Origin of the sequence: Mycolicibacterium lutetiense (genome assembly GCF_017876775.1) — a bacterium.
In the GTDB taxonomy this organism is placed as follows: domain Bacteria; phylum Actinomycetota; class Actinomycetes; order Mycobacteriales; family Mycobacteriaceae; genus Mycobacterium; species Mycobacterium lutetiense.
Window position 1 is genome coordinate 3,330,077 of sequence record NZ_JAGIOP010000002.1, and the last position, 24,328, is coordinate 3,354,404.

Annotated in this window: 22 protein-coding genes; 9 read left to right on the forward strand and 13 right to left on the reverse strand. The window is 66.3% G+C overall.

The window, feature by feature from the left end:
- Positions 1 to 69: 69 nt before the first annotated feature.
- The 5 genes from JOF57_RS25315 to dnaA all read right to left on the reverse strand — a co-directional run bounded on the left by JOF57_RS25315 (position 70) and on the right by dnaA (position 6,104).
- Entirely contained in the window at positions 70 to 666 is a 597-nt protein-coding gene (locus JOF57_RS25315) for a DUF721 family protein (RefSeq protein WP_209921660.1), read from the reverse strand.
- The gene (recF, locus tag JOF57_RS25320; protein ID WP_209921662.1) at positions 663 to 1,817 is read right to left on the reverse strand and encodes a DNA replication/repair protein RecF; all 1,155 of its coding nucleotides are present in this window, start codon (positions 1,815 to 1,817) and stop codon (positions 663 to 665) included. The genes JOF57_RS25315 and recF overlap by 4 nt, the downstream gene beginning before the upstream one ends.
- 11 nt (positions 1,818 to 1,828) lie before the next feature.
- Positions 1,829 to 2,755 (reverse strand): phosphogluconate dehydrogenase (NAD(+)-dependent, decarboxylating), encoded by a 927-nt coding sequence (gene gnd, locus JOF57_RS25325; protein WP_273544821.1) that lies wholly within the window; start codon positions 2,753 to 2,755, stop codon positions 1,829 to 1,831.
- On the reverse strand, positions 2,748 to 3,941 hold the full coding sequence (gene dnaN / locus JOF57_RS25330; RefSeq protein ID WP_209921666.1) for a DNA polymerase III subunit beta: 1,194 nt from the start codon (positions 3,939 to 3,941) through the stop codon (positions 2,748 to 2,750). The genes gnd and dnaN overlap by 8 nt, the downstream gene beginning before the upstream one ends.
- Before the next feature lie 636 nt (positions 3,942 to 4,577).
- Complete coding sequence (gene dnaA, locus JOF57_RS25335; RefSeq protein WP_209921668.1) at positions 4,578 to 6,104, reverse strand: chromosomal replication initiator protein DnaA; 1,527 nt, start codon at positions 6,102 to 6,104, stop codon at positions 4,578 to 4,580.
- Between the two features lie 512 nt (positions 6,105 to 6,616).
- Here dnaA and rpmH point away from each other — a divergent pair.
- The 9 genes from rpmH to JOF57_RS25380 all read left to right on the forward strand — a co-directional run bounded on the left by rpmH (position 6,617) and on the right by JOF57_RS25380 (position 13,093).
- The gene (rpmH, locus tag JOF57_RS25340; protein ID WP_209921670.1) at positions 6,617 to 6,760 is read left to right on the forward strand and encodes a 50S ribosomal protein L34; all 144 of its coding nucleotides are present in this window, start codon (positions 6,617 to 6,619) and stop codon (positions 6,758 to 6,760) included.
- 21 nt (positions 6,761 to 6,781) lie between these two features.
- The gene (gene rnpA, locus JOF57_RS25345; protein ID WP_209921672.1) at positions 6,782 to 7,138 is read left to right on the forward strand and encodes a ribonuclease P protein component; all 357 of its coding nucleotides are present in this window, start codon (positions 6,782 to 6,784) and stop codon (positions 7,136 to 7,138) included.
- The gene (yidD, locus tag JOF57_RS25350; RefSeq protein WP_209921674.1) at positions 7,135 to 7,491 is read left to right on the forward strand and encodes a membrane protein insertion efficiency factor YidD; all 357 of its coding nucleotides are present in this window, start codon (positions 7,135 to 7,137) and stop codon (positions 7,489 to 7,491) included. Before rnpA ends, yidD begins: the two co-directional genes overlap by 4 nt.
- Positions 7,484 to 8,557: a membrane protein insertase YidC gene (yidC, locus tag JOF57_RS25355; protein WP_209921676.1), complete on the forward strand. Its 1,074-nt coding sequence runs from the start codon at positions 7,484 to 7,486 to the stop codon at positions 8,555 to 8,557. Before yidD ends, yidC begins: the two co-directional genes overlap by 8 nt.
- Before the next feature lie 38 nt (positions 8,558 to 8,595).
- The gene (locus JOF57_RS25360) at positions 8,596 to 9,138 is read left to right on the forward strand and encodes a Jag family protein (RefSeq protein WP_209921678.1); all 543 of its coding nucleotides are present in this window, start codon (positions 8,596 to 8,598) and stop codon (positions 9,136 to 9,138) included.
- A gap of 59 nt (positions 9,139 to 9,197) precedes the next feature.
- Positions 9,198 to 9,911, forward strand: coding sequence for a 16S rRNA (guanine(527)-N(7))-methyltransferase RsmG (rsmG, locus tag JOF57_RS25365; RefSeq protein WP_209921686.1), 714 nt, complete (start codon positions 9,198 to 9,200; stop codon positions 9,909 to 9,911).
- A gap of 2 nt (positions 9,912 to 9,913) precedes the next feature.
- Positions 9,914 to 10,897, forward strand: coding sequence for a ParA family protein (locus JOF57_RS25370; RefSeq protein ID WP_407666600.1), 984 nt, complete (start codon positions 9,914 to 9,916; stop codon positions 10,895 to 10,897).
- A gap of 60 nt (positions 10,898 to 10,957) precedes the next feature.
- A complete protein-coding gene (locus JOF57_RS25375; RefSeq protein ID WP_209921688.1) occupies positions 10,958 to 11,983 on the forward strand; it encodes a ParB/RepB/Spo0J family partition protein in 1,026 nt (341 codons plus the stop codon).
- A gap of 222 nt (positions 11,984 to 12,205) precedes the next feature.
- Positions 12,206 to 13,093 (forward strand): acetyltransferase, encoded by an 888-nt coding sequence (locus JOF57_RS25380; protein ID WP_209921690.1) that lies wholly within the window; start codon positions 12,206 to 12,208, stop codon positions 13,091 to 13,093.
- Positions 13,094 to 13,178: 85 nt separating this feature from the next.
- Here JOF57_RS25380 and JOF57_RS25385 read toward each other — a convergent pair whose 3' ends face one another.
- The 8 genes from JOF57_RS25385 to JOF57_RS25420 form a co-directional block, all read right to left on the reverse strand.
- Entirely contained in the window at positions 13,179 to 13,769 is a 591-nt protein-coding gene (locus JOF57_RS25385; RefSeq protein WP_307870099.1) for a sugar O-acetyltransferase, read from the reverse strand.
- Between the two features lie 223 nt (positions 13,770 to 13,992).
- Complete coding sequence (locus JOF57_RS25390) at positions 13,993 to 15,186, reverse strand: N-acetylmuramoyl-L-alanine amidase (protein WP_209921692.1); 1,194 nt, start codon at positions 15,184 to 15,186, stop codon at positions 13,993 to 13,995.
- A gap of 120 nt (positions 15,187 to 15,306) precedes the next feature.
- Positions 15,307 to 15,639 carry a thioredoxin gene (gene trxA / locus JOF57_RS25395; RefSeq protein ID WP_209921694.1) on the reverse strand — a complete coding sequence of 111 codons (333 nt, stop codon included), beginning with the start codon at positions 15,637 to 15,639 and terminating at the stop codon, positions 15,307 to 15,309.
- 34 nt (positions 15,640 to 15,673) lie between these two features.
- On the reverse strand, positions 15,674 to 16,609 hold the full coding sequence (gene trxB / locus JOF57_RS25400; RefSeq protein ID WP_209921696.1) for a thioredoxin-disulfide reductase: 936 nt from the start codon (positions 16,607 to 16,609) through the stop codon (positions 15,674 to 15,676).
- Between the two features lie 80 nt (positions 16,610 to 16,689).
- Positions 16,690 to 17,442, reverse strand: coding sequence for an RsmA family anti-sigma factor (locus tag JOF57_RS25405; protein WP_209921698.1), 753 nt, complete (start codon positions 17,440 to 17,442; stop codon positions 16,690 to 16,692).
- Positions 17,393 to 18,055, reverse strand: a complete 663-nt coding sequence (gene sigM, locus JOF57_RS25410; protein WP_407666601.1) for an RNA polymerase sigma factor SigM — start codon at positions 18,053 to 18,055, stop codon at positions 17,393 to 17,395. The genes JOF57_RS25405 and sigM overlap by 50 nt, the downstream gene beginning before the upstream one ends.
- Before the next feature lie 99 nt (positions 18,056 to 18,154).
- Positions 18,155 to 21,853 (reverse strand): lipid II flippase MurJ, encoded by a 3,699-nt coding sequence (locus JOF57_RS25415; RefSeq protein WP_209921700.1) that lies wholly within the window; start codon positions 21,851 to 21,853, stop codon positions 18,155 to 18,157.
- Positions 21,853 to 24,279, reverse strand: a complete 2,427-nt coding sequence (locus JOF57_RS25420) for a DUF6049 family protein (protein ID WP_234938926.1) — start codon at positions 24,277 to 24,279, stop codon at positions 21,853 to 21,855. The genes JOF57_RS25415 and JOF57_RS25420 overlap by 1 nt, the downstream gene beginning before the upstream one ends.
- Between the last annotated feature and the right edge of the window lie 49 nt (positions 24,280 to 24,328).

Consider the following 24,328-nt stretch of genomic DNA (forward strand, 5'->3'; position numbering starts at 1 on the left):
GGAGCCTCCGGACGCTCCAGGAGATGGCTTTCGGCCGTCTCGGAGCTCTCAGCGCAGTGTCGTCGGCGCCTAGCCGTAGGTGTCGCGGGGACCGCGCCCTCCCGGCACGTTGTACTTGCCTTTTCGCCACGAGGGGCCGACCGGGCCCACGATCTTCAACGAGGTCACCACCCCGTCGCCGACGGCCGCCGCGATCTTGGCCAGCAGCTGGGACTGCACCATTCGAAGCTGGGTGGCCCACGCCGTGGACTCCGCCGAGACGGTCAGCACGCCCTCGTTCAGGCCGGTGGGATTGGCGTGGTCGGCGATCTGATCGCCGACCACGGCCCGCCACCGACCGAATACCGAACCTTCGGCGACCCTCGAGGACCAACCTCTCACCCTGGACAGGTCCTGGGTCGCCGTGCCGAACAGTTGTGGGTCACGGACATCGGGACCCGGGCCTGACCAGCTGCGACGCCGGCCGGTGTTTCCTCCCGCACGCCGCACCGGCGTGCGGCGACCCCGACCGACGTCCTTACCCTGGCTGCGTGCCGCACCGCGAGCCTCTTCCAGAGTCCGCCGCACCAGATCCATACCGCGCATGCGCGTGAGGTCCTCGGGAGGAACCGCGGGGGCCGGGTCTGAAGATGCTGGGTCCGGCAATTCGGAGGGATCGTCCGTCATGACTGCACCATCGATATCCGCCCCTGATCCCCTTCGATCATCCTGATCTCGACGCGGTTGACCGCCCAGTCCTGCGGGATGTCCTCCCCGACCGCCGCGGTGACCAGAACCTGTTCGGCCTCGCCGGCCACCGCCGCCAAAGCTTGACGACGGGCGGTGTCCAACTCGGCGAAGACATCGTCGAGCAACAACACCGGATCTACCCCGTCCGACCGCAGCAGTTCGTAGGCGCCCAACCGCAGCGCCAGCGCCATCGACCACGATTCACCATGGCTGGCAAAGCCTTTCGCCGGTTGATCGCCCAGCCACAGCTCGAGATCGTCGCGGTGCGGGCCGACCAGACAGACCCCGCGATCCAACTCCGCGTCACGACGCCGGCTCAGTGCGTCCAGTAGCGCCGCCTCGTAGAACTCGACGGACTCGAGCCCGGGCGCGTTCGCGATGGCTTCCACACTGGAGCGGTACCGGATCATTGCGGGCCGGCTCGAGGGCGCCAACAATTGATAGGCCTTCTGCACCTCGGGATGCAGTTGCTCGACCAGCGCGATGCGTGCGGCGATCAGTGCTGCACCGTGGGCGGCCAGGTGCCCATCCCACACATCGAGAGTGTCCAGCGCGCTGCGATCACCCCGATAGCGCGCTCCCGCAGCAGTTTTCAGCAGGGCGGTGCGTTGACGGACCACCTTGTCGTAGTCGGCCCGGACACCGGCGATCGCCGGTCGGCGGGTGGTTGCCAACTCGTCGAGATAGCGACGCCGTTCACCTGGATCGCCACGGACCAGTGCCAGGTCCTCCGGGCTGAACAGCACCGCGCGCAGGACCCCGAGGATTTCGCGGGGGGAACGCACCGGTGATCGGTTCAGCCGGGCCTTGTTGGCCCGACCATTCGTGATCTCGAGGTCGACCGCCAACTCGCGGCCTTCGTTGACCACGATGCTCGAGACGATCGCCCGTTGTTCGCCGGCCCTGATCAAGGGTGCGTCGGAAGCCACCCGATGGGACCCAAGCGTGGCGCAATACCACAGTGCCTCAACGAGATTCGTCTTGCCGAAACCATTCGGGCCGACAAACACGGTCCGCCCGGGCTCGAGCTCGAGCTCGACGTGTGCCCAGGACCGGTAGTCGGTCAGCCCCAGGCGGCGCACATACATCGGAACCCGACCTATCCGGACTCACTGATCCGGTGCACAGCGTGGCCACCGAACTGATTGCGCAGCGCCGACACTGCTTTCATCGTGGGGGAGTCCTCTTGCCTCGAGGCGAACCGGGCGAACAACGACGCGGCGATCACCGGCATCGGAACCCGGTGGCTGATGGCCTCTTCCACGGTCCAGCGGCCTTCCCCGGAATCCTCGGTGTACCCGCTGATCGCGGCGAATCCGGGATCTTCCTTGAGCGCCTTGGCCAGCAGCTGCTGCAGCCACGACCGCACCACGGTGCCGTTCGTCCAGGCCTGGATCACTGCCTGGGGATCGGTGATCAGCTCCTCGGCCGACAACAGCTCGTAGCCCTCGGCATAGGCGTGCATCAGGCCGTATTCGATGCCGTTGTGCACCATCTTGGCGTAATGACCGGCACCTACCGGACCGGCGTGGACGAAACCGTCGGCCAGATCACCCTCGGGACGCAGCGTGTCGAAGATCGGCATGGCTCGAGCCACGTCGGTGTCACTGCCACCGACCATCAACCCGTACCCTTCGTCGAGACCCCAGACGCCGCCCGACACCCCGGCGTCGATGAAGTTGATTCCCTTGTCTCCCAATAACTTCGCGTGTGGACCGTCCTCGGTGTACCGCGAGTTGCCGCCGTCGATCACCAGATCGCCGGGGCCGAGTACATCAGCGAGGGCACCGATCGTTTCGCGCGTCACCGTGCCCGACGGCACCATCACCCAGATCACCCGCGGCACCTCGAGGGCACCGGCCAGGTCCGCCAGGCTGGCCACATCGCTGACTTCGGGACGGGGGTCGTAGCCCACGACCTCGTGGCCACCCCCGCGCAGGCGCTCGCGCATGTTGAAGCCCATCTTGCCCAGGCCGACCAACCCGAGTTGCATGTGCGCCCTTTCTCGACCCCGCCGGTCAGCCAGGAAGGCGAACCGGCATCAACAGATAGACGTAATCGGTTTTGGCGGCCGGGAACGGACCCGAACCACCACCGGTCCCACCATCCTCGCTCGTGGGACGCAACACGGCAGGGCGACTCGGCGTGGTGAAACCGAACGTCACACGGTCCGAGTGCAGGGAGCTCAACCCGTCGGTGAGGTAAGTCGGGTTGAACGCGATGGTCAGCGGATCGCCGGCGAACTCCACCGGCAGGTCCTCTTCGGCGCGCCCCACGTCGTCGGCACCGGCCGACAGACGCAGTAGGTCCTCGCCGAACTCCATCCGGATCTGCGCTCCGCGGTCGGCCACCAGCGCCACACGCTTGATCGCCTCGGTGAGCTCGGCCACGCCGATCGTCGCGATTGCGGTGTGCTCGCTCGGCAGCAACTGACGGAACTTCGGGAACTCCGCATCCAGCAGGCGGGTGGTGCTGCGCTTGCCGTTACTGCGGATACCGAGCAGCCCGTCCTTGCCGACCGACTCGCCGGAGCCCAGCGACAGGTGCACCTGGTTGCCGTCGGTGCCGGCCTTGGCCGCCTCGGCCAGTGTCTTCGCCGGAACCAGCACGGCGGCCTCGACGTCGGTCGAACCGGTTTCCCAGGTCAATTCACGCACGGCCAGCCGGAACCGGTCGGTGGCTGCCAAAACCACTGATTCACCGGAGATCTCGACGCGGATACCGGTCAGCATCGGCAGGGTGTCGTCCCGGCCGGCAGCGACGGCAACCTGCCCGATCGCCTCGGCGAACAGATCGGACGACACCACGCCGGTCTCGTCGGGCAGGGTCGGCAGCGCCGGATAGTCCTCGACCGCCAAGGTCGGCAGCGAGAACCGTGCGCTGCCACAGGTCAGGGCCACCCGGGTGCCTTCGACGCTGAGCTCCACCGGCTTGGCCGGCAACGCCTTGGTGATGTCAGACAGCAACCGTCCGGATACCAAAACGCTTCCAGGAGAAGCGATTTCAGCACTAACACGCACCTCGGCGGAAACCTCGTAGTCGAACCCGGAGATGGTCAGACCCTCATCGGTGCCGGTCAGCAGCACCCCGGCCAGGACCGGGATGGTGGGCCGGCTCGGCAGATTGCGGGCCACCCAGGCCACCGCGTCCGCGAAGTCCTCACGCACCACGCGGAACTTCAAGTCGGTCAGCCCAGCCGTCGTCGTCGCCACGTGCGTTGCGCCCCTTCGATGATCCCCATAATGAGCTCTACCAGCATCTTCCCAGAACACCGTCGCGCAGCATCACGCTGAATGACAAAGCTGGAAACCGCTGCCGATGAACCACCGTAGAGCTTTCCGCATCAACTTGAAAGCTAATCGACCGGGGTGACACCGGGATGTGCCCGTGCTGCTCGAGCCCGGACAACCGAGAGGTTTCGTCCCCTGTCCCCAGGACTGTCTTCTAGAAAGAATTCTTAGAAGATATATGAGTAACAGTATTAGGCACTGTGAAAACTGGGGATGAAGTGGTGTTTGCCCAGTACCTCAGGTGTGTCGCAATGTGAGTGGACTGTGGACACCGGTGCGTCGACCGGCTCTCGAGTGTGGACAAATGACATCGTGTGGATGATTTTGTCATTCATCCCGTGGTTGTTCGCAGGTTATGCACACCACCATCCACAGCCGTCGGCTGTGACAAAGGATGGGTTCCGGGGCCAAAGTGGTGACAAGAATTTTTGTCAGACGGGCGTGAAGAGCCCACGATGTGAGACACCGAGACGCCCGCAGCGCAGGATCGGCAGCGCAGGATCGACCGCCGGCACACGGCGCTCGAGCACCGGTCCGGATGGGAATTTCAGGGCGGGTTCAGCGCTTGGCGCGCTGACGAATCCGGGTGGTGAGTTCCTTGACGTGGTCGAAAACCTCACGTCGCTCGGCCATCTCGCCGCGGATTTTCTTCTCCGCGTACATGACCGTGGTGTGATCACGCCCGAACGCCTGGCCGATCTTGGGCAGGGACAGATCGGTGAGCTCACGGCACAGATACATGGCGATCTGGCGCGACTGCGCGAGTGCCCGGGTCTTGCCCGGCCCCCGCAGTTCCTCGACCGTGGTCTCGAAGTATTCGGCAGTGGCCGCCATGATCGCCGCAGTGCTGATCTGCATGGTCGTGGCGTCGGCGATCAGATCGCGCAACACCACTTCGGCCAGAGACTTGTCGATCCGGGTCTTGTTGAGCGAGGCGAAAGCGGTCACGCGGATGAGCGCACCTTCGAGCTCGCGGATATTGCGTTCGATACTGCTGGCGATGAGCTCGAGCACATCATCGGGCGCGTCGAGGCGGTCCATCTGCGCCTTCTTACGAAGGATGGCGATGCGGGTCTCGAGCTCGGGTGGCTGCACATCGGTGATGAGGCCCCACTCGAAGCGGGTGCGCAGACGGTCCTCGAGGGTGGCCAGCTGCTTGGGTGGCCGGTCCGAGGAGATGACGATCTGCTTGTTGGCGTTGTGCAGGGTGTTGAAGGTATGGAAGAACTCTTCCTGGATACCTTCCTTACCCTCGATGAACTGGATGTCATCGACCAGCAGGATGTCGATGTCGCGGTAACTGCGCTTGAACGAGGCCTTGCGGTCGTCGCGAAGCGAGTTGATGAAGTCGTTCGTGAACTCCTCGGTGGAGACGTACTTGACCCGCATGCCAGGGAAGAGCCGTTGCGCATAGTTTCCGGCGGCGTGCAGCAGATGCGTCTTGCCGAGGCCCGATTCGCCCCAGATGAACAACGGGTTGTAGGCCCGCGCCGGCGCTTCGGCGATGGCGAGGGTGGCGGCATGGGCGAAGCGGTTGGACGCACCGATGACGAAGGTGTCGAAGGTGTAGCGCCGGTTGAGATTGACGGCGCTGTCGTCGGCGACCGTGGAATCACGCTGCGGGCTGCTGAAGTAGGTCGGCCAGGTCTCTTCGGCGCTGGCCTTGGCGGCACTGTCGTCGTCGATCTCGTCGGTGTCGGCCGCCGGGGCTGACACCGATGCGTCTGGCTGCGCGGCAGCGGTGGAGCCGGAATCAGGCGCCGCGGCGGGGGATTCCTCGGATTCCTCGGACGGAGTGTCGATGCGGACGCCCAGCTCGACCCGCTGACCGAGCTTGCGGCTGAGTGCGTTGATGATCGGCTCGCGAAGGTGCCGTTCGATCTCGTTCTGGACGAACGGGGTTGGAACGGAGAGCAGAGCAAACCCCTCGGCGATGACGAGGGGTTTCACCAGCTTGAGCCAGGCCCTTTGCTGAGGTGTCAGTGGCGGGAGGGCCGGATCACCGTCTGCGGCGCGGCCGCCGTTGAGTTCAGCGACGACACTGTTCCAGACAGCGACGAACGGTGGATCGGGGTCAGCTGACAACGACTGTTCCCCCTTTTGAGGTGACTTCGAGGTCGACCCGGTGACGACCAAAAGGAACGATGACGAACTGTCCACATATTTATCCACAGCCTGTGGAGAAAGGACAGTCGCCGTCGCTCTGTTGTCTGTTGCGAGAGCGTCGTGGTCGGCTTCGTCACATGTTGCGCCGGTGCGCCGAGCCGCGATCTCTCATTTCATTTTCCCGGGCCGGTCCAGGCTCGGAACGGCATTGCCAGAAGCTAACAGTTTTCTCTCGATGTGCCAACAGTTCTGCAACATCGGATACTGGTCAGGTAAGCGGGTCGGCGCAGGTTTGACCGCGGGAAATCTCATCAGTACCCTCGAGCAGTCGCCCGCACGTGGCGATACGGCTGCGCCCGGGAGGTTCCGGAGAATGCGCCGGTTAGTAAAGCACGACGGACGAGCTTAAACAGAGCTTGCACGGTAACCGCTTTCGACGGCACTTCGGTGTCGGCGGGTGCGGGTACCAAACGGAACAAGGAGAGATTGCCGTGGCCAAGGGCAAGCGGACTTACCAGCCCAACAACCGGCGCCGTTCGCGCGTGCACGGGTTCCGGCTGCGCATGCGCACCCGCGCCGGCCGCGCCATCGTCGCCAACCGTCGTGGCAAGGGCCGTCGCGCGCTTACTGCGTGATTCGACCCAGGATCTAGCGCGGTGCTTCCGGCCCGATACCGGATGAGGCGGTCCGCGGAGTTCAGTGCCACCGTCAGTCGTGGCGTGCGTGCGGTTCAACCTGATGTTGTCGTACACGCGCTCCACGAGGCGACGGACGCAACCGGCCCGCGGGTCGGTCTGATCGTGTCCAAAGCCGTCGGGAACGCCGTGGAACGTCATCGGGTGTCCCGGCGGCTGCGTCATGCCGCCCGCACCGTGATACCGCATCTGGATGCCACGGATCTCGTGGTGATCCGGGCCCGCGCCGGCAGCAGTGACGCGCCGTCGCCGCAGTTGGAGAAGCAGTTGCACCGCGCCCTCGAGCGTCTCGAGGCGCGGCGCAGGACGTCACCATGATCCGCAGGGCGGGCGCCGGTGCGGCCCGCGGTGCGATCTTCCTGATTCAGCTTTATCGCCACACCATTTCTCCGCTCCGACTGCCGTCGTGCCGGTTCATGCCGACCTGCAGTCAATACGCGGTCGATGCCCTCACCGAGTACGGCTTGTTCCGCGGTGCGTGGCTGACGATGGTCCGACTGCTCAAATGCGGACCGTGGCACTCGGGGGGATGGGATCCCATCCCCGACCGGTGCCCTCACGATCACGAGTCCGTCAGTTCTGACGAGACCGTCTCTGGCGAGATCGCCGCCGCCGAAAACCTTGTCTGGGATACCCCAGCGAAGCGAGGGGAGAGCAAGTCGCGTGTTTAATTGGTTCAGCCTGGACATCATCTATTACCCGGTGTCGGCGATCATGTGGGTTTGGTACAAGGCATTCGCCTTCCTCCTCGGCCCCGAGAACTTCTTCGCCTGGGCGCTGTCGGTGATGTTCCTGGTCTTCACCTTGCGCGCGATCCTCTACAAGCCGTTCGTCAAGCAGATCCGCACCACGCGGCAGATGCAGGAACTGCAACCGCAGATCAAGGCGCTGCAGAAGAAGTACGGCAAGGACCGCCAGCGCATGGCGCTGGAGATGCAGAAGCTGCAACGCGAACACGGATTCAACCCGATCCTCGGCTGTCTGCCCATGCTGGCGCAGGTGCCGGTTTTCCTCGGCCTGTACCACGTGTTGATGTCCTTCAACCGGACTCAGACCGGCATCGGCCGGCTCGGGTTGTCGGTGGAGGAGAACCGCAGCCTGGCGAACTACGTCTTCAGCGCGACCGATGTCGGCCACTTCCTGGACGCGAACCTGTTCGGTGCACCGCTGGGCGCGACGATGATCCAGCAGCACGGACTCGAGGCGTTCACGTACTTCAACCGAGTGTCGGTCATCGTGGTCGGCGTCCCGATCATGATCCTGGCGGGCATCGCCACGCACTTCAACAGCCGGGCTTCGGTGGCTCGCCAGAGTGTGGAGGCGGCGTCGAACCCGCAGACCGCGATGATGAACAAGCTCGCGCTCTACGTCTTCCCGCTCGGCGTGGTGGTCGGTGGACCGTTCCTGCCGCTGGCCGTGATCATCTACTGGCTGGCCAACAACATCTGGACTTACGGCCAGCAGCATTACGTCTTCGGCAAGATCGAGCAAGAAGAAGAAGCCAAGAAGGTCGAGGCGCTCGAACGTCGATCGGCGAACGCGCCGGCGCCCGGTGCGAAACCGAATCGCGCACGTAAGGCGGAAGCCGCGAGTGCGGCGGCCGCCACGGAGGATGCCGACCCGGAGTCGGACGTAGCGCCGACCAAAGACCAGAAGGACGCGGCAGGTGAACCGGCAGCCCCGAGCGTGAACCGCACGCCCAAGCCCGGTGCACGCCCCAAGAAGCGGAAACGGTGACCAGTTCTCACGCTGGCTACAAGTAGGGAGAAGACGACATGACGGACGCACAGACGACCGAGCCCAGCGCAGAGCTGGAGGAGGACACCCAGTCCGCGCCGAAGAGCGAGGACGACCTCGAGGAGCGACTGGTCGCGGAAGGCGAGATCGCCGGCGACTATCTCGAGGAGCTGCTCGACCTGCTGGACTTCGACGGCGATATCGATCTGGATGTCGAGGGCGACCGGGCCGTGGTGAGCATCGACGGTGGCGGCGATCTGAGCAAGCTGGTCGGCCGCAAGGGTGAGGTGCTGGATGCCCTCCAGGAGCTGACCCGGCTGGCGGTACACCAGAAGACCGGTGAGCGCAGCCGCCTGATGCTGGATATCGCGCGGTGGCGACGCGGTCGCCGTGACGAGCTTGCGGCACTGGGTGACAAGGTGGCCCGCCGCGTGTTGGAGTCGGGTGAGCGCGAGGAGTTGGCACCGATGACTCCGTTCGAGCGCAAGATCGTTCACGATGCAGTGGCGGCGGTCGATGGGGTCCGCAGCGAGAGCGAGGGCGTGGAGCCATCGCGTCGCGTCGTCGTTCTGCTTGGCTGAGTTCTAGTTACAACGGTGTAGTTCGTTTTGCGGCGACGGTGCCGTAGGGAGTTCGGAGGATGTTTCACGTGAAACATGGACCGGTCCCCGCGGCACCGGACGCCGCGGCGGGGGTCTTCGGAGATCGTCTGGAGGCCGCCGAACGGTACGCGGCAATATTGGCCGGTGCCGGTGTCGAGTGGGGTCTGATTGGTCCGCGGGAAGTGGACCGGCTCTGGGATCGACACATTCTCAACAGCTCCGCTCTCGGGGAGCTTCTGGGCCCCGATGAGCGCGTCGGCGACATCGGCAGCGGCGCCGGCCTCCCGGGGATCCCGTTGGCCCTTGCCCGCCCCGATATCCACGTCACGTTGATCGAACCGCTGCTGCGACGCAGCGAGTTTCTCCGTGAGGTCGTGGATGAATTGGGACTCGATGTCGCAGTGGTTCGCGGTAGGGCCGAAGATTCAGAGGTTCGTGAATCCGTTGGTGAATTGGATGTGGTGACCTCGCGAGCGGTCGCCTCGCTGGACAAGTTGACGCGATGGAGCATGCCGCTGCTTCGCGTCGATGGAAGGATGCTCGCCCTCAAGGGCGAGCGAGCCGAGGCTGAGATCGAAGAGCACCGGCGTGTGATGGCTTCCCTGGGTGCAGTCGATGCCAGGGTGGTGAAATGTGGCGTGAACTATTTGAACCCGCCCGTAACCGTCGTCGCCGTGCGACGCGAGGCGGCGAGACCGGCCAGCCGGTCAACGGGCAGAGCCTCCGGGTCGCGGGGGAAAGGCAGGAGATGAGGATGGGTTCAGATCGGCGGGCGACCGCTGGCGTGGGTGGTACACCCGCCGTTTCACGTGAAACCGTTTCACGTGAAACATGGAAGAACAACAGCGGCACTCCGTGGTCTACGGACGCCAGTATGGACACCCCGATTGCGGCCGAGGCGGAGCAGGCGACTCGCGTGCTACACACCTCACACGGGCAGCTTCCCCGGCCGGCGCGTCAGCGTGTGTTCACGATCGCCAACCAGAAGGGCGGCGTCGGCAAGACGACCACGGCGGTGAACGTCGCTGCGGCACTCGCGCTGCAGGGGCTGCGGACGTTGGTGATCGATCTCGACCCGCAGGGCAACGCCAGCACGGCGTTGGGTATCGAGCATCGTCCCGGGACCCCGTCCTCCTACGAGGTGCTCATCGGAGAGATCCCGGTGGAGGAAGCGCTTCAGCAGAGCCCGCACAGCGAGCGGTTGTTCTGCATTCCCGCGACGATCGACCTGGCGGGTGCAGAGATCGAATTGGTCAGCATGGTGGCTCGTGAGGGTCGGCTGCGGTCGGCGCTCGCGGCATTGGCGAACCACAACTTCGACTACGTCTTCATCGACTGCCCGCCGTCCCTGGGGTTGCTGACCATCAACGCTCTGGTGGCCGCACCCGAGGTGCTCATCCCGATTCAGTGCGAGTACTACGCGCTGGAAGGTGTGGGACAGCTGCTGCGCAACATCGAGATGGTGAAGGCGCACCTCAACCCGGAGCTGTCGGTGTCCACCGTGATACTGACGATGTACGACGGGCGGACCAAGCTGGCGGATCAGGTCGCCGAGGATGTGCGGGAGCACTTCGGCGACAAGGTGTTGCGCACGGTCATCCCGCGGAGCGTGAAGGTGTCGGAAGCCCCCGGGTACGGGATGACGATTCTCGATTACGATCCGGGATCCCGCGGTGCGTTGAGCTACCTCGACGCGAGCCGTGAGATCGCAGAGCGCGGCGTACCGCCCCGCGCGTAGGCGTCAGTAACCAAGGCCAGTAGACAGACAGCGGACGGCAGCAATGAGCAGGAGACGACCATGAATCAGCCGGCACGGAAGCGGAGTGGCTTGGGCAGGGGACTGGCAGCGCTCATTCCGACCGGTCCCGCTGAGGACGGCACCGACGTCCTGAGCCCCAAGATCGGCGCATCCGCAGCCGACGTTCTGCTCGGGCCCTCGCCCGGACCGGGCGACTCGGCCACGACGTCCCCTGCCCGCGACGGTTTCGACCCGGTCCTCGCCAGCGATGCCGGCGCGACGTACCGCGAGATCGATCCCAGCCTGATCCAGCCGAATCCGCGTCAGCCGCGCCAGGTGTTCGACGAGGAGGCGCTGAGCGAGCTGGTGCATTCCATCCGCGAATTCGGATTGATGCAGCCGATTGTCGTCCGCGCCGTCGAGGAGAACGGCGAATCCCACTACCAGTTGGTGATGGGGGAGCGACGCTGGAGAGCTGCCCAGCAAGCCGGTCTGGAGGCCATCCCGGCGATCGTCCGCGAGACCGGTGACGACAACATGTTGCGCGATGCGCTGCTGGAGAACATCCACCGGGTACAGCTCAACCCGCTGGAAGAGGCCGCGGCCTACCAACAGCTACTCGAGGAATTCGACGTCACCCACGATGAACTTGCCGCCCGGATCGGTCGATCCCGGCCATTGATCTCGAACATGATCCGCCTGCTGCGCCTTCCGATCGCCGTGCAGCGGCGGGTCGCGGCCGGCGTGCTGTCCGCAGGCCACGCACGTGCACTGCTCGCCCTGGAGGGGGGAGCGGAGAAGCAGGAAGAGTTGGCCGCCCGCATCATCGCCGAGGGTATGTCGGTGCGCGCCACCGAGGAGGCCGTGACACTGGCCAACCGCGAAGGCAACACCGCGCCGCCGGCCCCGCGGCGTAAGCCGATCCAGATGCCGGGTCTTCAGGACGTTGCTGAAAAGCTCTCGTCAGCCTTCGATACCCGGGTCACCGTGAGTCTCGGCAAACGAAAAGGCAAGATTGTGGTCGAGTTCGGGTCGGTCGACGACCTACAACGCATTGTCGAAATTATGAGCGCCGAAGAGCACTGAAAACCCACGACCGACTACACCAGGTTGTTCCGTCACTGTGACAGATCAGTGATCAGGGCCAGCAGTCGTGAACGCTCCATTTCGCAAAGCACCTGTGCGGCATAGCATTTCACTTCGAAGGCGGAACTCGATGAGATTTTCAGGGTGCAGTGGGCCGACCCCGGCGGACTCTCCTATCCTTGAAGGGCAGCCACGCACACCGTGTGAAAGCCAGGGACCTCAGTGACAGCACGAATAACACCGCTTCGGCTCGAGGGCTTCGAGCAGTTGCCCAAACATGCGCGGCGCTGTGTGTTCTGGGAAGTCGATCCGTCCACGGTCGGTGACGACCATCTGACCGACCCCGAATTCGAAAAAGAAGCCTGGCTCTCGATGGTGATGCTCGAGTGGGGCTCGTGCGGTCAACTCGCGGTCACAGCTCGTACCGACGTACCGGAAGGGGAGCCCGGTACTCAACCCGCCGCCGGCTCCGACGCCGGGATCGATCTGGCCGGTCCCGTTGATGTGGCCGCGTTCGATGCGGCTGAGTCGGGGATGTCAGGGGCCGGGGAGGACTGGACGGCCCCAGCCGTCATCGACGATCCATGCCTGGGCTTTGCGTTCTATGCGCCCCCGGGTGCAGTACCGCGAGCCCGACTGTTTCCGACCGCCCCGGTGAGCGCCGACGCGATCCTGTTGACCGCGATCGGTGTCGAGGGCGGCGAGGACCGCCAGTTGGTGTCGCAGAGTCTGTTGGCTGCGGTGGTCAACGATCTGGTGCGACGAGGCGTTCGGGCATTGGAGGCGTTCGGCTACACCTCGGCTGTCACCGAGCTGGCCGACGGCGACAAGCTGCCCGACGAGTTGTCCGCGGCGGTCGCGGTGCTGGGGGACTGCGCGGTCGATGAGTGCATGCTGACGTCGGATTTTCTCGAAGACGTCGGCTTCACGGTCGTGGCACCGCACCCCTACTTCCCACGGTTGCGCCTAGAGCTCGACAAGGGCCTCGGCTGGAAGGCCGAAGTCGAAGCCGCACTCGAGCGACTCTTGGAGAATGCTCGCCTCGAGCTTCCGATCGGTGCTGGGATGTCCAGCGTCGGCGTCGGGGCGAAAACCGTTGTCCCTCAGTAGAGTCGACGTATACGGCGAGTGCTCGAGCTGAACCGGCGTCCAAGCTGGGGCCTGTTCTCGCTGGATAGGGCACACGGCTTCCAGATCACTGCTCGAGCGGTGGGCCGGCATCCACTTCGGGTGGGGTACTGCGGATCACCCTCGCTGGTGACCCCGCGGCAACGACGTGATCAGGAAGATCACGCAACACCACGCTGCTCGCACCGATGACTGTATTGCGGCCGATCGAGACCCCAGGACCTACGGTGACCGAGGCACCCAGCCATGTGTTTTCACCGATGACGATCGGTGCGGCTCGCTCCCACCCTTCACGGCGCCGACGATGATCATCGACAGGGTGCAAAGCCGTCATCAACTGCGCACCAGGCCCAATCCTGACGTCCGCCCCAATCACGATGGCCGCATCATCCATGAAGAATGAGTTGGCATTGACGAACGCATGCGCTCCGAGTCGGATGTTCGCCCCATAGCTACATTGAAACCGCGGCACGACGACCGCTCCGGTGCCGAGCTCGCCGAGAAGATCTGAGAGGACCTGCGCGCGAGTGGCATCGTCACCGGCGGCGGCTCCGTTGAAGGAATCGAGCCGAGACCAGCAGTCCCGACGTCGTTGTTGCAGAACCTCATCATCCAGATACCACTCGCCACGCGCAAGGCGATCGGCCTGTTCTCCCACCAGCCAATTGTGGCAAAACCCAGCACTTCTCATCAAAACAGGACGAGGGTCCGGCGACCTGAGGCCAGTGGCCAGCTCACGTCGACGACGTTGCCGACACGCAAGGAATGGAAGCCGTGGTCGTTCAACAGTGTGGGCGAACCGGTGTACGCGCACTCAGGCAGAGCCGGCGCTCACGCGCTCAGGCTGAATTGGCGCTCACGCGCTCAGGCTGAATTGGCGCTCACGCGCCGCGGCCGGCCTGCTGCTCTACCGAAAGTTCGTGAGCCAGCAGCTCGGCGAAGGTGAAAGTGCCAGTCGGACGGTCATTCTTGCCCAACAGATACATACGCTTGACCGCTGCGAGGATGCCTTCGGCGATCGCATCACGTGTCTGGGTCGACAGCAGCAGCCCGCGATCATGCGGATTGGTGATGTAGCCGATGTCGACCTCGACGGTGGGCATCCGGGTCAGCCGGAGCAGATCCCAGGTCCGACCGTGGGACCGGCAGTCACGTAATCCGGTGCGCGCCACCACTTCCCGCTGAATGAAGTCGGCGAGGTTGCGGCCGATGGTCGACACCGAACCATGGGAATTCCCGAAGTGGAACGAGGCCACGCCATTCGCGGAGGGGGAGCGCTGACTCTCACAGCGCAGGCTGATCATCAGATCTGCACCGACCCGATTAGCGGTGGCGGCACGGTCGGCGTCGAGTGGGCTCCGGTTTGCCGGCCGGGAGATGAACGTCTCCATGCCGATCGCCGTCATCCGGCCTTCCAGCCGACTTGCCAAGTCCCACAAGATGTCTGCTTCGCTGATCGGCCCGTCGGGCCCGTTCATGATCATCCCGTGATCAGATCCGCCGCGGCCCGGATCGATGATGACGTGCTTACCTGACAGCTGCGGACCCGAGATTCGCACCCGCTCCTCTTCCCGGATCGCGTGCGGTGACCCACCGGTCACCCGCGAACCCAGGAAATACAACGAGCGCAACGTTTCCGGTCCACAGATACCGTCGGGGTACAGCCCGTACTCACGCTGGTAGGAAGACAATGCGTTGTGGGTCTGCAGGCCGAAATGCCCGTCGACCATGCCGGTATAGAAACCGAGGTCCTGGAGGCGGGCCTGCAGGGTCGCCACGTCGTCGCCGTACATGGGTGCACCGAACTGGTGGGTCAGAGTGCGGGCACCGAGCCGGTATGAGGCCTCGCGCAGGGCGCGATAGGTGGCGTCTCCGACGATTCCGTCGACCAACAGGCCTCGGTGCTGCTGAAATGCCCGGACGGCGACGTCGAGCTCGTCATCGAATGCGTCGAGCGCAACATGTCTACCGGTGCTCAGGTCGTCGTCGGGGTTCTCGATCAAACCCAACGCGGCAAAGGCTGCCCGGATCTCGGTGACTGCTCCGCCACGGTCACCGCGACGCAGACTCGACATTCGGCCCCTCCATGCTGGTTTCCGGCCGTCTGCCGGGCAAGCTAGCCAGCATTATCTCAGATCTCGACCACAATCCGGAAAACGCCAGGCGTATCCGGGGTGAGTGCGGTGTGGGTGAACTCAGAGTGCGTCGGCAAGCTCTCGCAGCAGGGCGGCCTTGCCCTTGGCGCCGACGATGCGCTTCACCGGCGCGCCATCCTTGAACAGGATCAGCGTCGGGATGGACACCACCTGGAAGTCACGCGCGGTGGCCGGGTTGGCGTCCACGTCGAGCTTGGCGACCCGCAGCTCGCCGGCCTTCTCACCGGCGATTTCCTCGAGCACCGGGGCCACCATCTTGCACGGCCCGCACCAGGTGGCCCAGAAATCCACCAGTACCGGTGTGCTGCTGGTCAGAACGTCGGCGGAGAAAGAATCGTCGGTGACCGTTACTGTTGCGCTGTCCGCACTCATGTAGCTCTCCTGTCGGGTCGAAATGTGTTGTGGGTCAGTCGTTGTCGGCGAGCCAACGCTCGGTGTCGATGGCGGCCGAACAGCCGCTGCCCGCGGCGGTGATGGCCTGGCGGTAGGTGTGGTCGACAAGGTCGCCTGCGGCGAACACCCCGTCGAGCGTGGTCGCAGTGGTACGGCCGACGACCTGCACGTAGCCCTCGTCGTCGAGGTCGATCTGGCCGCGTACCAGCTCCGATCGGGGATCGTGACCGACCGCCACGAACACACCGGTCACATCCAGCTTGGACTCCTCGCCGGTGACGGTGTCGCGCAGCCGCACGCCGGTGACCTTCGGATCGCCCTCGATCTGGGTGATCTCGGTGTTGGTCAGGAAGGTGATCTTCTCGTTGGCCTGGGCCCGCTCCAGCATGATCTTGGAGGCGCGGAACTCGTTGCGACGGTGGATCAGGGTGACCGAGCGCGCGAACCGGGTGAGGAACGTCGCCTCTTCCATCGCGGAGTCCCCGCCACCGACGACGATGATGTCCTCGTCGCGGAAGAAGAAGCCGTCGCAGGTGGCGCACGTGCTCACACCCATGCCGGTCAGGGCTTCCTCGCCGGGTACACCGAGGTGCCGCGCGGCGGCACCCATGGCCAGGATCACCGACCGGGCCTGGTGGGTCTCGCCGTCGACGGTGACCGATTTCACCGGGCCGGTGAGGTCGACGGCGTCGACGTCCTCCATGCGCAGATCCGCACCGAAGCGCAGGGCCTGCTCACGCATCTCGTCCATCAGCTCGGGACCGGTGATGCCCTCGCGGAACCCCGGGTAGTTCTCCACCTCGGTGGTGGTCATCAGCGCACCGCCGAACTGGGTGCCCTCGAACACCAGCGGCTTGAGCTGGGCGCGGGCAGCGTAGATGGCTGCGGTGTAACCGGCGGGGCCGGAACCGATGATGATGACGTCGTGGACCGTCGCTGAGGAGGACATGTAGGCCTTTCTGCCGTACTCGGCACGGGTTGCAACGTCAGCCTAGGCCGGATGTGTTCCCACCTGGCGCGTAGGACAGCCTACGGACGTCTCACCGGACGTTTGACCACGGTGTCGGCCAGCGACCTGGCATGAGCGGCATCGCAGTCCGTGGCCAGGACCAACCCCGCGATGGAGTCCGGGTCGGCGGGGGCTCTCGGTGGTACCAGCACCAACACCCCCTTGCGGCCGCTCACCTCGAGCGGCCGGGCGCCGAGAATCGGGACGTCGGACGGATAGCCCAGTGCGGAAAGGCAGGCGCCGCGGCGTCGGGGGTCGGTCAGCGGCCCCAGATCGGGCGGGACGGAAAGCAGTCCCTGGATCTGGGGTTCGGACATACCGATCGGGGCGCGCGGCGGGGAGACGGTGATCCGGCCGAGGCTGGTCAGCGTCGAAGGGGTGGGGCCCGTCGGGCGCATCAGGACGATCCCGCCCACCACGGCGGCCACCACGGCCGCGCCGGCCCCGGCGACGGCGGCGATCGACTTCCAGCGGCGGGCGGACGGCGCCTGCGGGGCAGGCGCGGCCCGCAGCGCCTCGGATAGCCGTGCGCTCACCTCGGCGGGTACCGGGGGAGCTGAGGCGGTGTCCTGAGCCAATTCGGCCAGATCGCGACGTACCCGGTCGAGCGCGGCCAGGGCGTTCTTGGCGTCGGGTCCGGCCAGCGGGTCGGTGCGCACCCGTCGGCGGATACGCGCGGCGGTGTCATCGTCGAGCAACCCGGCCTGCAGGTCGGCGAGCAGCTCAGCAGGAATCGGACCGTCCGACGGCACTCGGGGTGTGCTGCCGTTCATCGGTTTCAAAGTACTGGAGCAGGCCGGCCAGCTTGTGCCTGGCGCGGGAGCACCGGCTCTTCACTGTGCCCTCCGCCACCCCGAGGAGCAGCGCCGTCTCGGCCACCGAATAGCCCTGCATGTCGACGGCCACCACGGCGGCGCGCTGCTCCAGCGGCAACTGCATGAGCGCCCGCTCCACCACGATCGTGGTCGCCACTCGTGGCGCTGGGTCGCCGGCCGGGTCGTGAAGGTGGTCGAGGTGGTCGAGCTCGTGTTCGGAGGCGGTGTGCTGGTGGCGTGACCGGCGTACCCGGTCCAGGCAGGCATTGACCACGATGCGGTACAGCCAGCTGCTGACCGCTGAGTCGTGGCGGAACGATGCGGCGGTGCGATGTGCCGACAACAATGCGTCCTGGACGGCATCGTCGGCGTCCTCGTGGTGGTGGCTGGTGAGAAATGCCAATCGACGTAACTGACCGTGGTGCCGGTTCACGAGTTCCTCGAACGCGTAACGGTCCCCGGCGACGTGGGCGGCCAGCAGTTCGGCATCGGAACGCGTGGCAGCCCCATCTTCCAGGCGCCCCCGGATCGTCGCTGTGACCGGCTTACCGGTTCCCCCGAACCTTCCCACCCGCTGAACTTAAACGCTGAAGGGGAGCCGCCAGGACACTTGTTTGCCCAGAGGGTCATCACGCCTGGTCAAGCACCTATCTGGGCTGGGGATGACGGCTCAGGAGGCGGCTTTGAGGGTGATCTCGGAGAAGTCGGCGCGGCTCTTGCCGTCCACGGTGCCCAGCGTCGAGATCCACACCAGCACGTAGGAGGTGGACGATGCCTTGTCCACCGAGATCGTGTTGGAGCCGGGCTTCAGTGGGGTCGTCGGAGTCAGTTCGGTGGTGTCGGACAGGGATGACGGGTTGGCCGACTGGGCCGAGCGGATCTGCACCGACGTGCCGGTGCTGGTCACGTTGAGGGTGACCGAGCCGAGCGTGGTCGGCTGCGGCAGTTGCAGCATCAGGCCGACGCCGTTTTTGAACCCGGGGAACGGGGCGGGATCCGAATACGTGTCGGTGGACCACGCCGTGCTGGTGTTGCCGTCGATTGCCTGCCCGGCCGTAGCCGGTGAATCGGCTTCACCTTCGGGTGAGAAGACCGTCGCTCGAACAGGTTTCACGGTGCTTCCGGTGGCAGCCGATGACGCGTCCTGGTTCTCTTCGCTGCTCGAGGACGGTGCATTCAGGCCGAGTTCGTCGCGGTTGAGACCACCGCCGACGTCCCCGAAGATGCTGTTGAGGACGGAGGCGAGCACCAGCAGCGCCACCAGGATGATGGCGGCGCCCACGCTGACCCCGATGATGATGCCCTTGCGGCGCCGGGTCTCGGCGGCTTCGTGTTCGTCGGGGGTCTCGTGTGCGCGGACCGGAGCTGCCGGGGCGGGCTTCTCCTCGACCGAACCCGTCATCAGCTCGGTCCGATCGGCGATCGCGGTGGCCTGTTGCAGCAGGTTCAAAAGAGTTGGAGCGCTTCGGATTCCACCACCGGGCTGGACGGCACGCGCGGCCGCTGCCGAGATTTGGAAAGGGATGTCGCGGTCGATGGCGCGCGGTTCGACCGGCTGTCCGGCCGGATCCAGGGCGGCGGGGTCCAGCCCGCTGCGCGACCCGGACTCCGGCAGCGGCCAGCGGTTGACCAGCAGCGCATACAGCACCGCGCCGATGCCGCGAATATCGTCGTCGGGGGTGGCGTCGGGCATGGTGGCCGGGAAGGCCAGTGCCACATCGCCTTCGATGCTCACCCGCACCCGGCCGGGGTGATCGATCGAGAGGGCCACCCCGGCGCGGTGGGCGGCTTCGGCGGCAGCGGCCAGCGACTGGATGGCGCGGGCCGCGCCGACCGGGGAGGGGGAGGTATCCGCGACCTCGGCCAGGGAGCCGCCGCGGATCCACTCCGAGACGATCAGGCCGCCCGATCCGCTGTGCGCCACGTCGAGGACCCGCGCGATGCCGGGGACGTCGATGCGGCTGAGCTTGAGGGTGCGCGAGAGGATTTCCTGCACCTGCGCGTCGGGCATGGTGGCATCGGGGTCGACGAAGGTCAGCGCCACCTGCCGGTCCAGCGCGGTGTCGAGCGCCTGCCAGAACTGCAGGTGCGGCGGACCGCCGTGGGAAACCAGGAGCCGGTAGCGACCCTCGGCGATGGTCGCCCCGGGGATGAGGTGCACATCGTCGTCGTCCGATTCCAGGGCGGCCTCGTGCGGCAGGGCGAACGAAATCGGCTCGCGAGTCGGGTCGCCGCCGTAGTCGGTGGCCGACCGGGTCGCCCCGTTGGACCGGCTCGCGGAGGGCTCGCCGGATCCGGTGTCCTCGCTGGTGCTCTCGTCCGTCGGGCCTGCCGGATCGGCGGGTGTCACGTCCGGATGGAACTCGTCGGCGGCTGGGCGCGGTAATTTCGTTGTGTCGGTTGTCATCCCGGAATTTGAGGTGGCGTCCAGTGCCGGGCCGTCCGCAGATTCGTCGGTCACCGGTGGTCCTTTCCACATCCCCGCTCCGGCAACGCCTGCCGGAGTCCCGCCGCCGGCGACTGCCGGGCTTGACGGCCACTCAGTAGGAGAAGAATTCCTCTGATCAGGGTACGTGACGGGTGTTGCAGGATGAGGCACGACGGGCGGCGTAATTATTTCCATGGCTACTTGTCCGGCCCCCGGCTCCGGTGCGGGACGGGCCCGCCCTAGCCGACGGCGGACCATTGCCACCGCCGACTGCGCCTCCGGAATCCGGGCGGCGACCATCACGCCGGCAATGATCGGGACCATGATCACGCCGAGGACGAGCAGGCGCAGTAGTGAACCGGCGGCACCGGCGTGCTCGGTCAGCGAATCCAGCCCCAGCAGCCGGTCGGCGGCGTGCGCTACCAGGCTCGCGATCAACGACGCCGCGATCGTGACCAGGATGGTGCGGATCACCGCGTCACGCAGCAGCCGGCCGCCGCGCGGCCGCAGATGGGCCTTCAACAGCAGATGCCCGACCACAACCCCGGCCAGGAAACCGAGACCGTTGGCCAGGCCCAGGTAACCGGCCACCATGTTGGGGTTGTCGGTCAGGTGCGGGGCGATGAGCGAGCCGATGATCTTGACGGTGGTGATCACCACGATGACGAGGATCGGAGTCCACGGCCGTTCCCGCGCGTAGAACACCCGCAGTTGCAGCAGCACCAGCGCGTAGGGGATCAACGTGAACGCCGACAGCGAGATCGCCATACCGAGGTAGCCGGCGTCGGTGGCGCTGAAGTTTCCGTAGGCGAACAGCGCACTGCCGATCGCGGGCCCGCCGACGGTCATCATCGCCACGATCGGGATGAGTGTCACCATGGTCAGCCGGGTCGCCAGGGAGTAGTCGTCGAGTACGGCCGGGATGTTGTCGGCGGCCGAGTTGCGGCTCAGGCGCGGCATCACCACGGTCAGCACGGTGACGCCGATCATCCCGAACGGCAGCATCAACACGAGCCACGTGTAGTTGTAGATGGCGGGCCCCGACGCTGACGCGGTGCTGGCGATCTGGTTTCCGACGATGAGGCCGATCTGGCTGATCAGAACGTAGAGCACCATCGCGGCGGCCATGGCGCCGAACTTCTTGAGCCGGTCGTCGATGCCCCACAGCGGCCGCAGGCTGACCCGTTCGGCGCGGATCGCCGCGAACAACACCGCAGCCTGCGCCACGACACCGAGCGTGGTGCCGATACCGAGCACCAGCAGTTTGGCCGTGCCCATCTCGACGGGGTCGCTCGAGAGCTCCCCGGGCACCAGGACGAAGACGCCCAGGGTCACGATCGCCACCACGTTGTTGACCACCGGAGCCCAGGCCGGCGGACCGAACACGTTGCGGGTGTTGAGGATCGCCATGAACACCGACGACAGGCCGTAGAACAACACCTGCGGCAACAGCAGGTAGGCGAAGGCGGTGGTCAGCGGGTTGTTCACCTGGGGATCGTTGCCGAGCATGAGCCGCACCAGCAGGGGCGCGCACAGCACCGACAACACGGTGGTGACCAGCAGCAGCGTCGTCGCCAGGGTCACCAGTCGTCGGATGAAGTTGGTGCCACCGTCTGGGTCGTCACGTTCGGCCCGAGCCAGGACCGGCACAAAGATCGCCGTGAACGTGGCTTCGAGCACCAGTGCGGCAACCATGTTCGGTAGCTGGTTGGCCACCGAGAACGAACTGGTCAACGGGCCGCCGAGCAAGGCCATGAGCAGCACGAACCGGAAGAACCCGGTGATGCGGGAGATCAGCGTGGCGAAGGCCATGCCCCACGACCGCGACACCACTGCGGCGTCGGACAACTCCGCGCGCCCGGCCCGGCGGATCGGGCCGGTCGCGTGCGGAATCCTCGGCGGGCCCGGTGGGCGGGCCGCAGGTTGGTCGGGCGAGGTCATCAGGGCCGGTCCGGACTCGTCGCCGGAGCCGGCGGGGAAAGTGGGGCGGCGGACGCATCGCCGGTGTTGTCGTTGAATGCCATCGCGACCTCGAGCGGGTCGGCGTGCTCGCCCGGCGGGAGGAGGTCGGCGCGGTCGGGCTGGCCGCGGAAGCGGTGCCACAACCGGCGGCCGGCGAGCGCCACCAACACAGCCGCAGCCGACAGCGTGATGAAGAAAAGCACCTTGCCGTAGGCATTGGAATGCACCGACAACCGGACGGGCTCACCGAGCATCACGCCGTCGGCGGTCTGTAGTTTGACGTCGACCGCCACCCGCTGGGTGAAATGCACCTCGATCGGTACCCGCAGCGGCAGGTAGCCGGGCGGCAGCACGATCTCGCCCATATCGGTGACGGTCATCCCGGGCGGTGCGTCGACGTGCAGCCGGACCCGGATCGGCACCGGCAGGTCGTTGCGCAGGGCCAGCGGCAGTGGGCTGCGCTCGGTGGCCAGTGTGTAGGCCCCACCCGGGTTGACGATCGTGACCGCCCCGAACATGTCGTTCACGCTGCGACCGACGGTCTGCAACCGCTGCTCAGCCAGCCCCTGTCGGGCCTCCGGCGGCACCGATTGGCTCAGCGCCCGCAGCATGTCCTCCCGCAGCGGCGCGGTGTACTGCATGCCGGTCAGCCCGGTGCGCTCGTCGGTGGTCAGCGCGGCCGTCAGTCCCCACAGCCGGCTGACCACCGCGCCGATCCCGGCGCTGAGGTTCGCGTCGATGTTGCTGCGCGGGTTGCCGAGGGAATCCGGCGGCGCGGGCTGCACGGGTTCGAGCGGCACTGTGTTGCTCTCGGCGATCACCGCAGGCAGCGGGCGCGGCACGGCGAGCCCGGCGTGGATCGTGGTGGCCACCGCGGTGAGGATGGCCTGCGCGTCGTCGCCGTCCAGCGACCACACCAGCGGTGGCATCAGGATCTGGGTCCGGGGTTCCTCGATGGGCGTGAGCCCCCGCCAGAGCAGCGCGCCCAGCGCATCCTGGCGGCGCGCGGTCTGCGAGTCGTGACGGACCGGGATCTCCAGGGACGGGTCCAGGTAGGACGGCGCAACCGGGTCGGTGCCCGCACCGGCCAGCGCGGCGCCGACGGCCGGGTCGAATCCGGCCGCCACGACCTCCGGCCGGTACCGCAGCGGCGTGACATCGGCAGTCTCAGGGGCGCCGGTCGCCGAATCCTGGGCGGTGCTGTGGGCAGCTGAGATGGCGACCGTCTGACCTTGGGCCGCGAGCAGGTCCAGGGCGGGGCGGGTGAGCGGGCCGTCGCCCAGGATGCTGGCACCCCGGATCGAGGTGACACCCAGGATCTGGTCGACGATGTCGCCGGCACCGTTCGTCGCGATCGCGTTCAAACCCGGATCACCGACCCGTTCCAGCGCGGCCAGGTCGGCCTGCGCGTAGTTGGTCGGTGCCACACAGAGCCGCCCGGCCAGGGCGCGTAGTCGGTTCAGCCAGCCGACGGCGGCGTCCTGACCGGCGCCGGGCCGCGTCGGGGTGCCGCGACCGGTGTCGGGTCCGTCGTTGACGACGTAACCGCCGGTCATCGCATTGACGGTGACCAGCAGGTCGGGGTCGACGGCCAGGCACAGGGTGGCGCGTAGTTGGCCGCCGGGGTCGATGGTCGGTCCGGTGGCGAAGTCCGCTGCCGCCAGCAGGGTGTCGAGACGTCCGCCGGGGCCCAGGGATGTGGCCAGGCTGTCGTCGACCAGCCGCACCGGCGTGGTGCCGCCGGGGGCGCCCGCGGCCAGCCGCGGCCGGTCGGCCAGCGGCCAGAGCATGGTCATCCGCACGGGCCGTGAAGTGTCCGGGGGCACCACCGAATTGAGGGTGTCGGCGGCCGACATCGAGTCGGGGGCGTCGTCTGTGGCGCGGCCGGTGTCTGTGGAGCGGTCGGTCGGTACCCCGAGGATCGGCAGCAGGAAGCGGGCGTCGTCGAGTTTGGCCGGCGCACCGTAATCCGGTGTCCCGTTGACGTTGATCAATATGGGGTAGACACCGGGTTCGGTGATGTGGAGTGAGCGCGGCCCTTCGGAGCGCAGCGGATAGGACAGCGTGAAACCCACGGATTGGCCGCGCAGCATCTCGGGTGCCACGGTGACGAAGTCGGCTACGGGCTCGAACCGGTCGACATCCCCGGTGAGGTCGGTGCGCAGCTGGCTCGAGGAGGACACCGCCTGGGCGTGTTCCATGCGGATGTCCACATCGCGCACCGGCCGGTCTCCGACGTTCAGGACAGCCCCGCTGACGGTCAGCACCGACTCGCTGGTGGTGGTGACGACGTTCGGGGTGACGCGGTCGATACGGATCTGGAGGAACGGCATCTCCCCGGGTTCACTTGCGCTCGCCCGGGGCAGGAGCACGGGTAGCGCGGCCGTACACCACACCGAGAACATCAACACCACCGCCGCAAGCACCACTGTGCGCGCAAGGAGGGAAACCCCT

Coding starts and splice junctions, on each gene's coding strand:
- JOF57_RS25315 (WP_209921660.1), bottom strand. CDS start 666: ATGACGGACGATCCCTCCGAATTGCCGGACCCAGCATCTTCAGACCCG.
- recF (WP_209921662.1), bottom strand. CDS start 1,817: ATGTATGTGCGCCGCCTGGGGCTGACCGACTACCGGTCCTGGGCACAC.
- yidD (WP_209921674.1), top strand. CDS start 7,135: ATGATCCGCAGGGCGGGCGCCGGTGCGGCCCGCGGTGCGATCTTCCTG.
- JOF57_RS25360 (WP_209921678.1), top strand. CDS start 8,596: ATGACGGACGCACAGACGACCGAGCCCAGCGCAGAGCTGGAGGAGGAC.
- rsmG (WP_209921686.1), top strand. CDS start 9,198: ATGTTTCACGTGAAACATGGACCGGTCCCCGCGGCACCGGACGCCGCG.
- JOF57_RS25370 (WP_407666600.1), top strand. CDS start 9,914: ATGGGTTCAGATCGGCGGGCGACCGCTGGCGTGGGTGGTACACCCGCC.
- JOF57_RS25375 (WP_209921688.1), top strand. CDS start 10,958: ATGAATCAGCCGGCACGGAAGCGGAGTGGCTTGGGCAGGGGACTGGCA.
- JOF57_RS25390 (WP_209921692.1), bottom strand. CDS start 15,186: ATGTCGAGTCTGCGTCGCGGTGACCGTGGCGGAGCAGTCACCGAGATC.
- trxA (WP_209921694.1), bottom strand. CDS start 15,639: ATGAGTGCGGACAGCGCAACAGTAACGGTCACCGACGATTCTTTCTCC.
- trxB (WP_209921696.1), bottom strand. CDS start 16,609: ATGTCCTCCTCAGCGACGGTCCACGACGTCATCATCATCGGTTCCGGC.
- JOF57_RS25405 (WP_209921698.1), bottom strand. CDS start 17,442: ATGAACGGCAGCACACCCCGAGTGCCGTCGGACGGTCCGATTCCTGCT.
- JOF57_RS25415 (WP_209921700.1), bottom strand. CDS start 21,853: ATGACCTCGCCCGACCAACCTGCGGCCCGCCCACCGGGCCCGCCGAGG.
- JOF57_RS25420 (WP_234938926.1), bottom strand. CDS start 24,279: ATGTTCTCGGTGTGGTGTACGGCCGCGCTACCCGTGCTCCTGCCCCGG.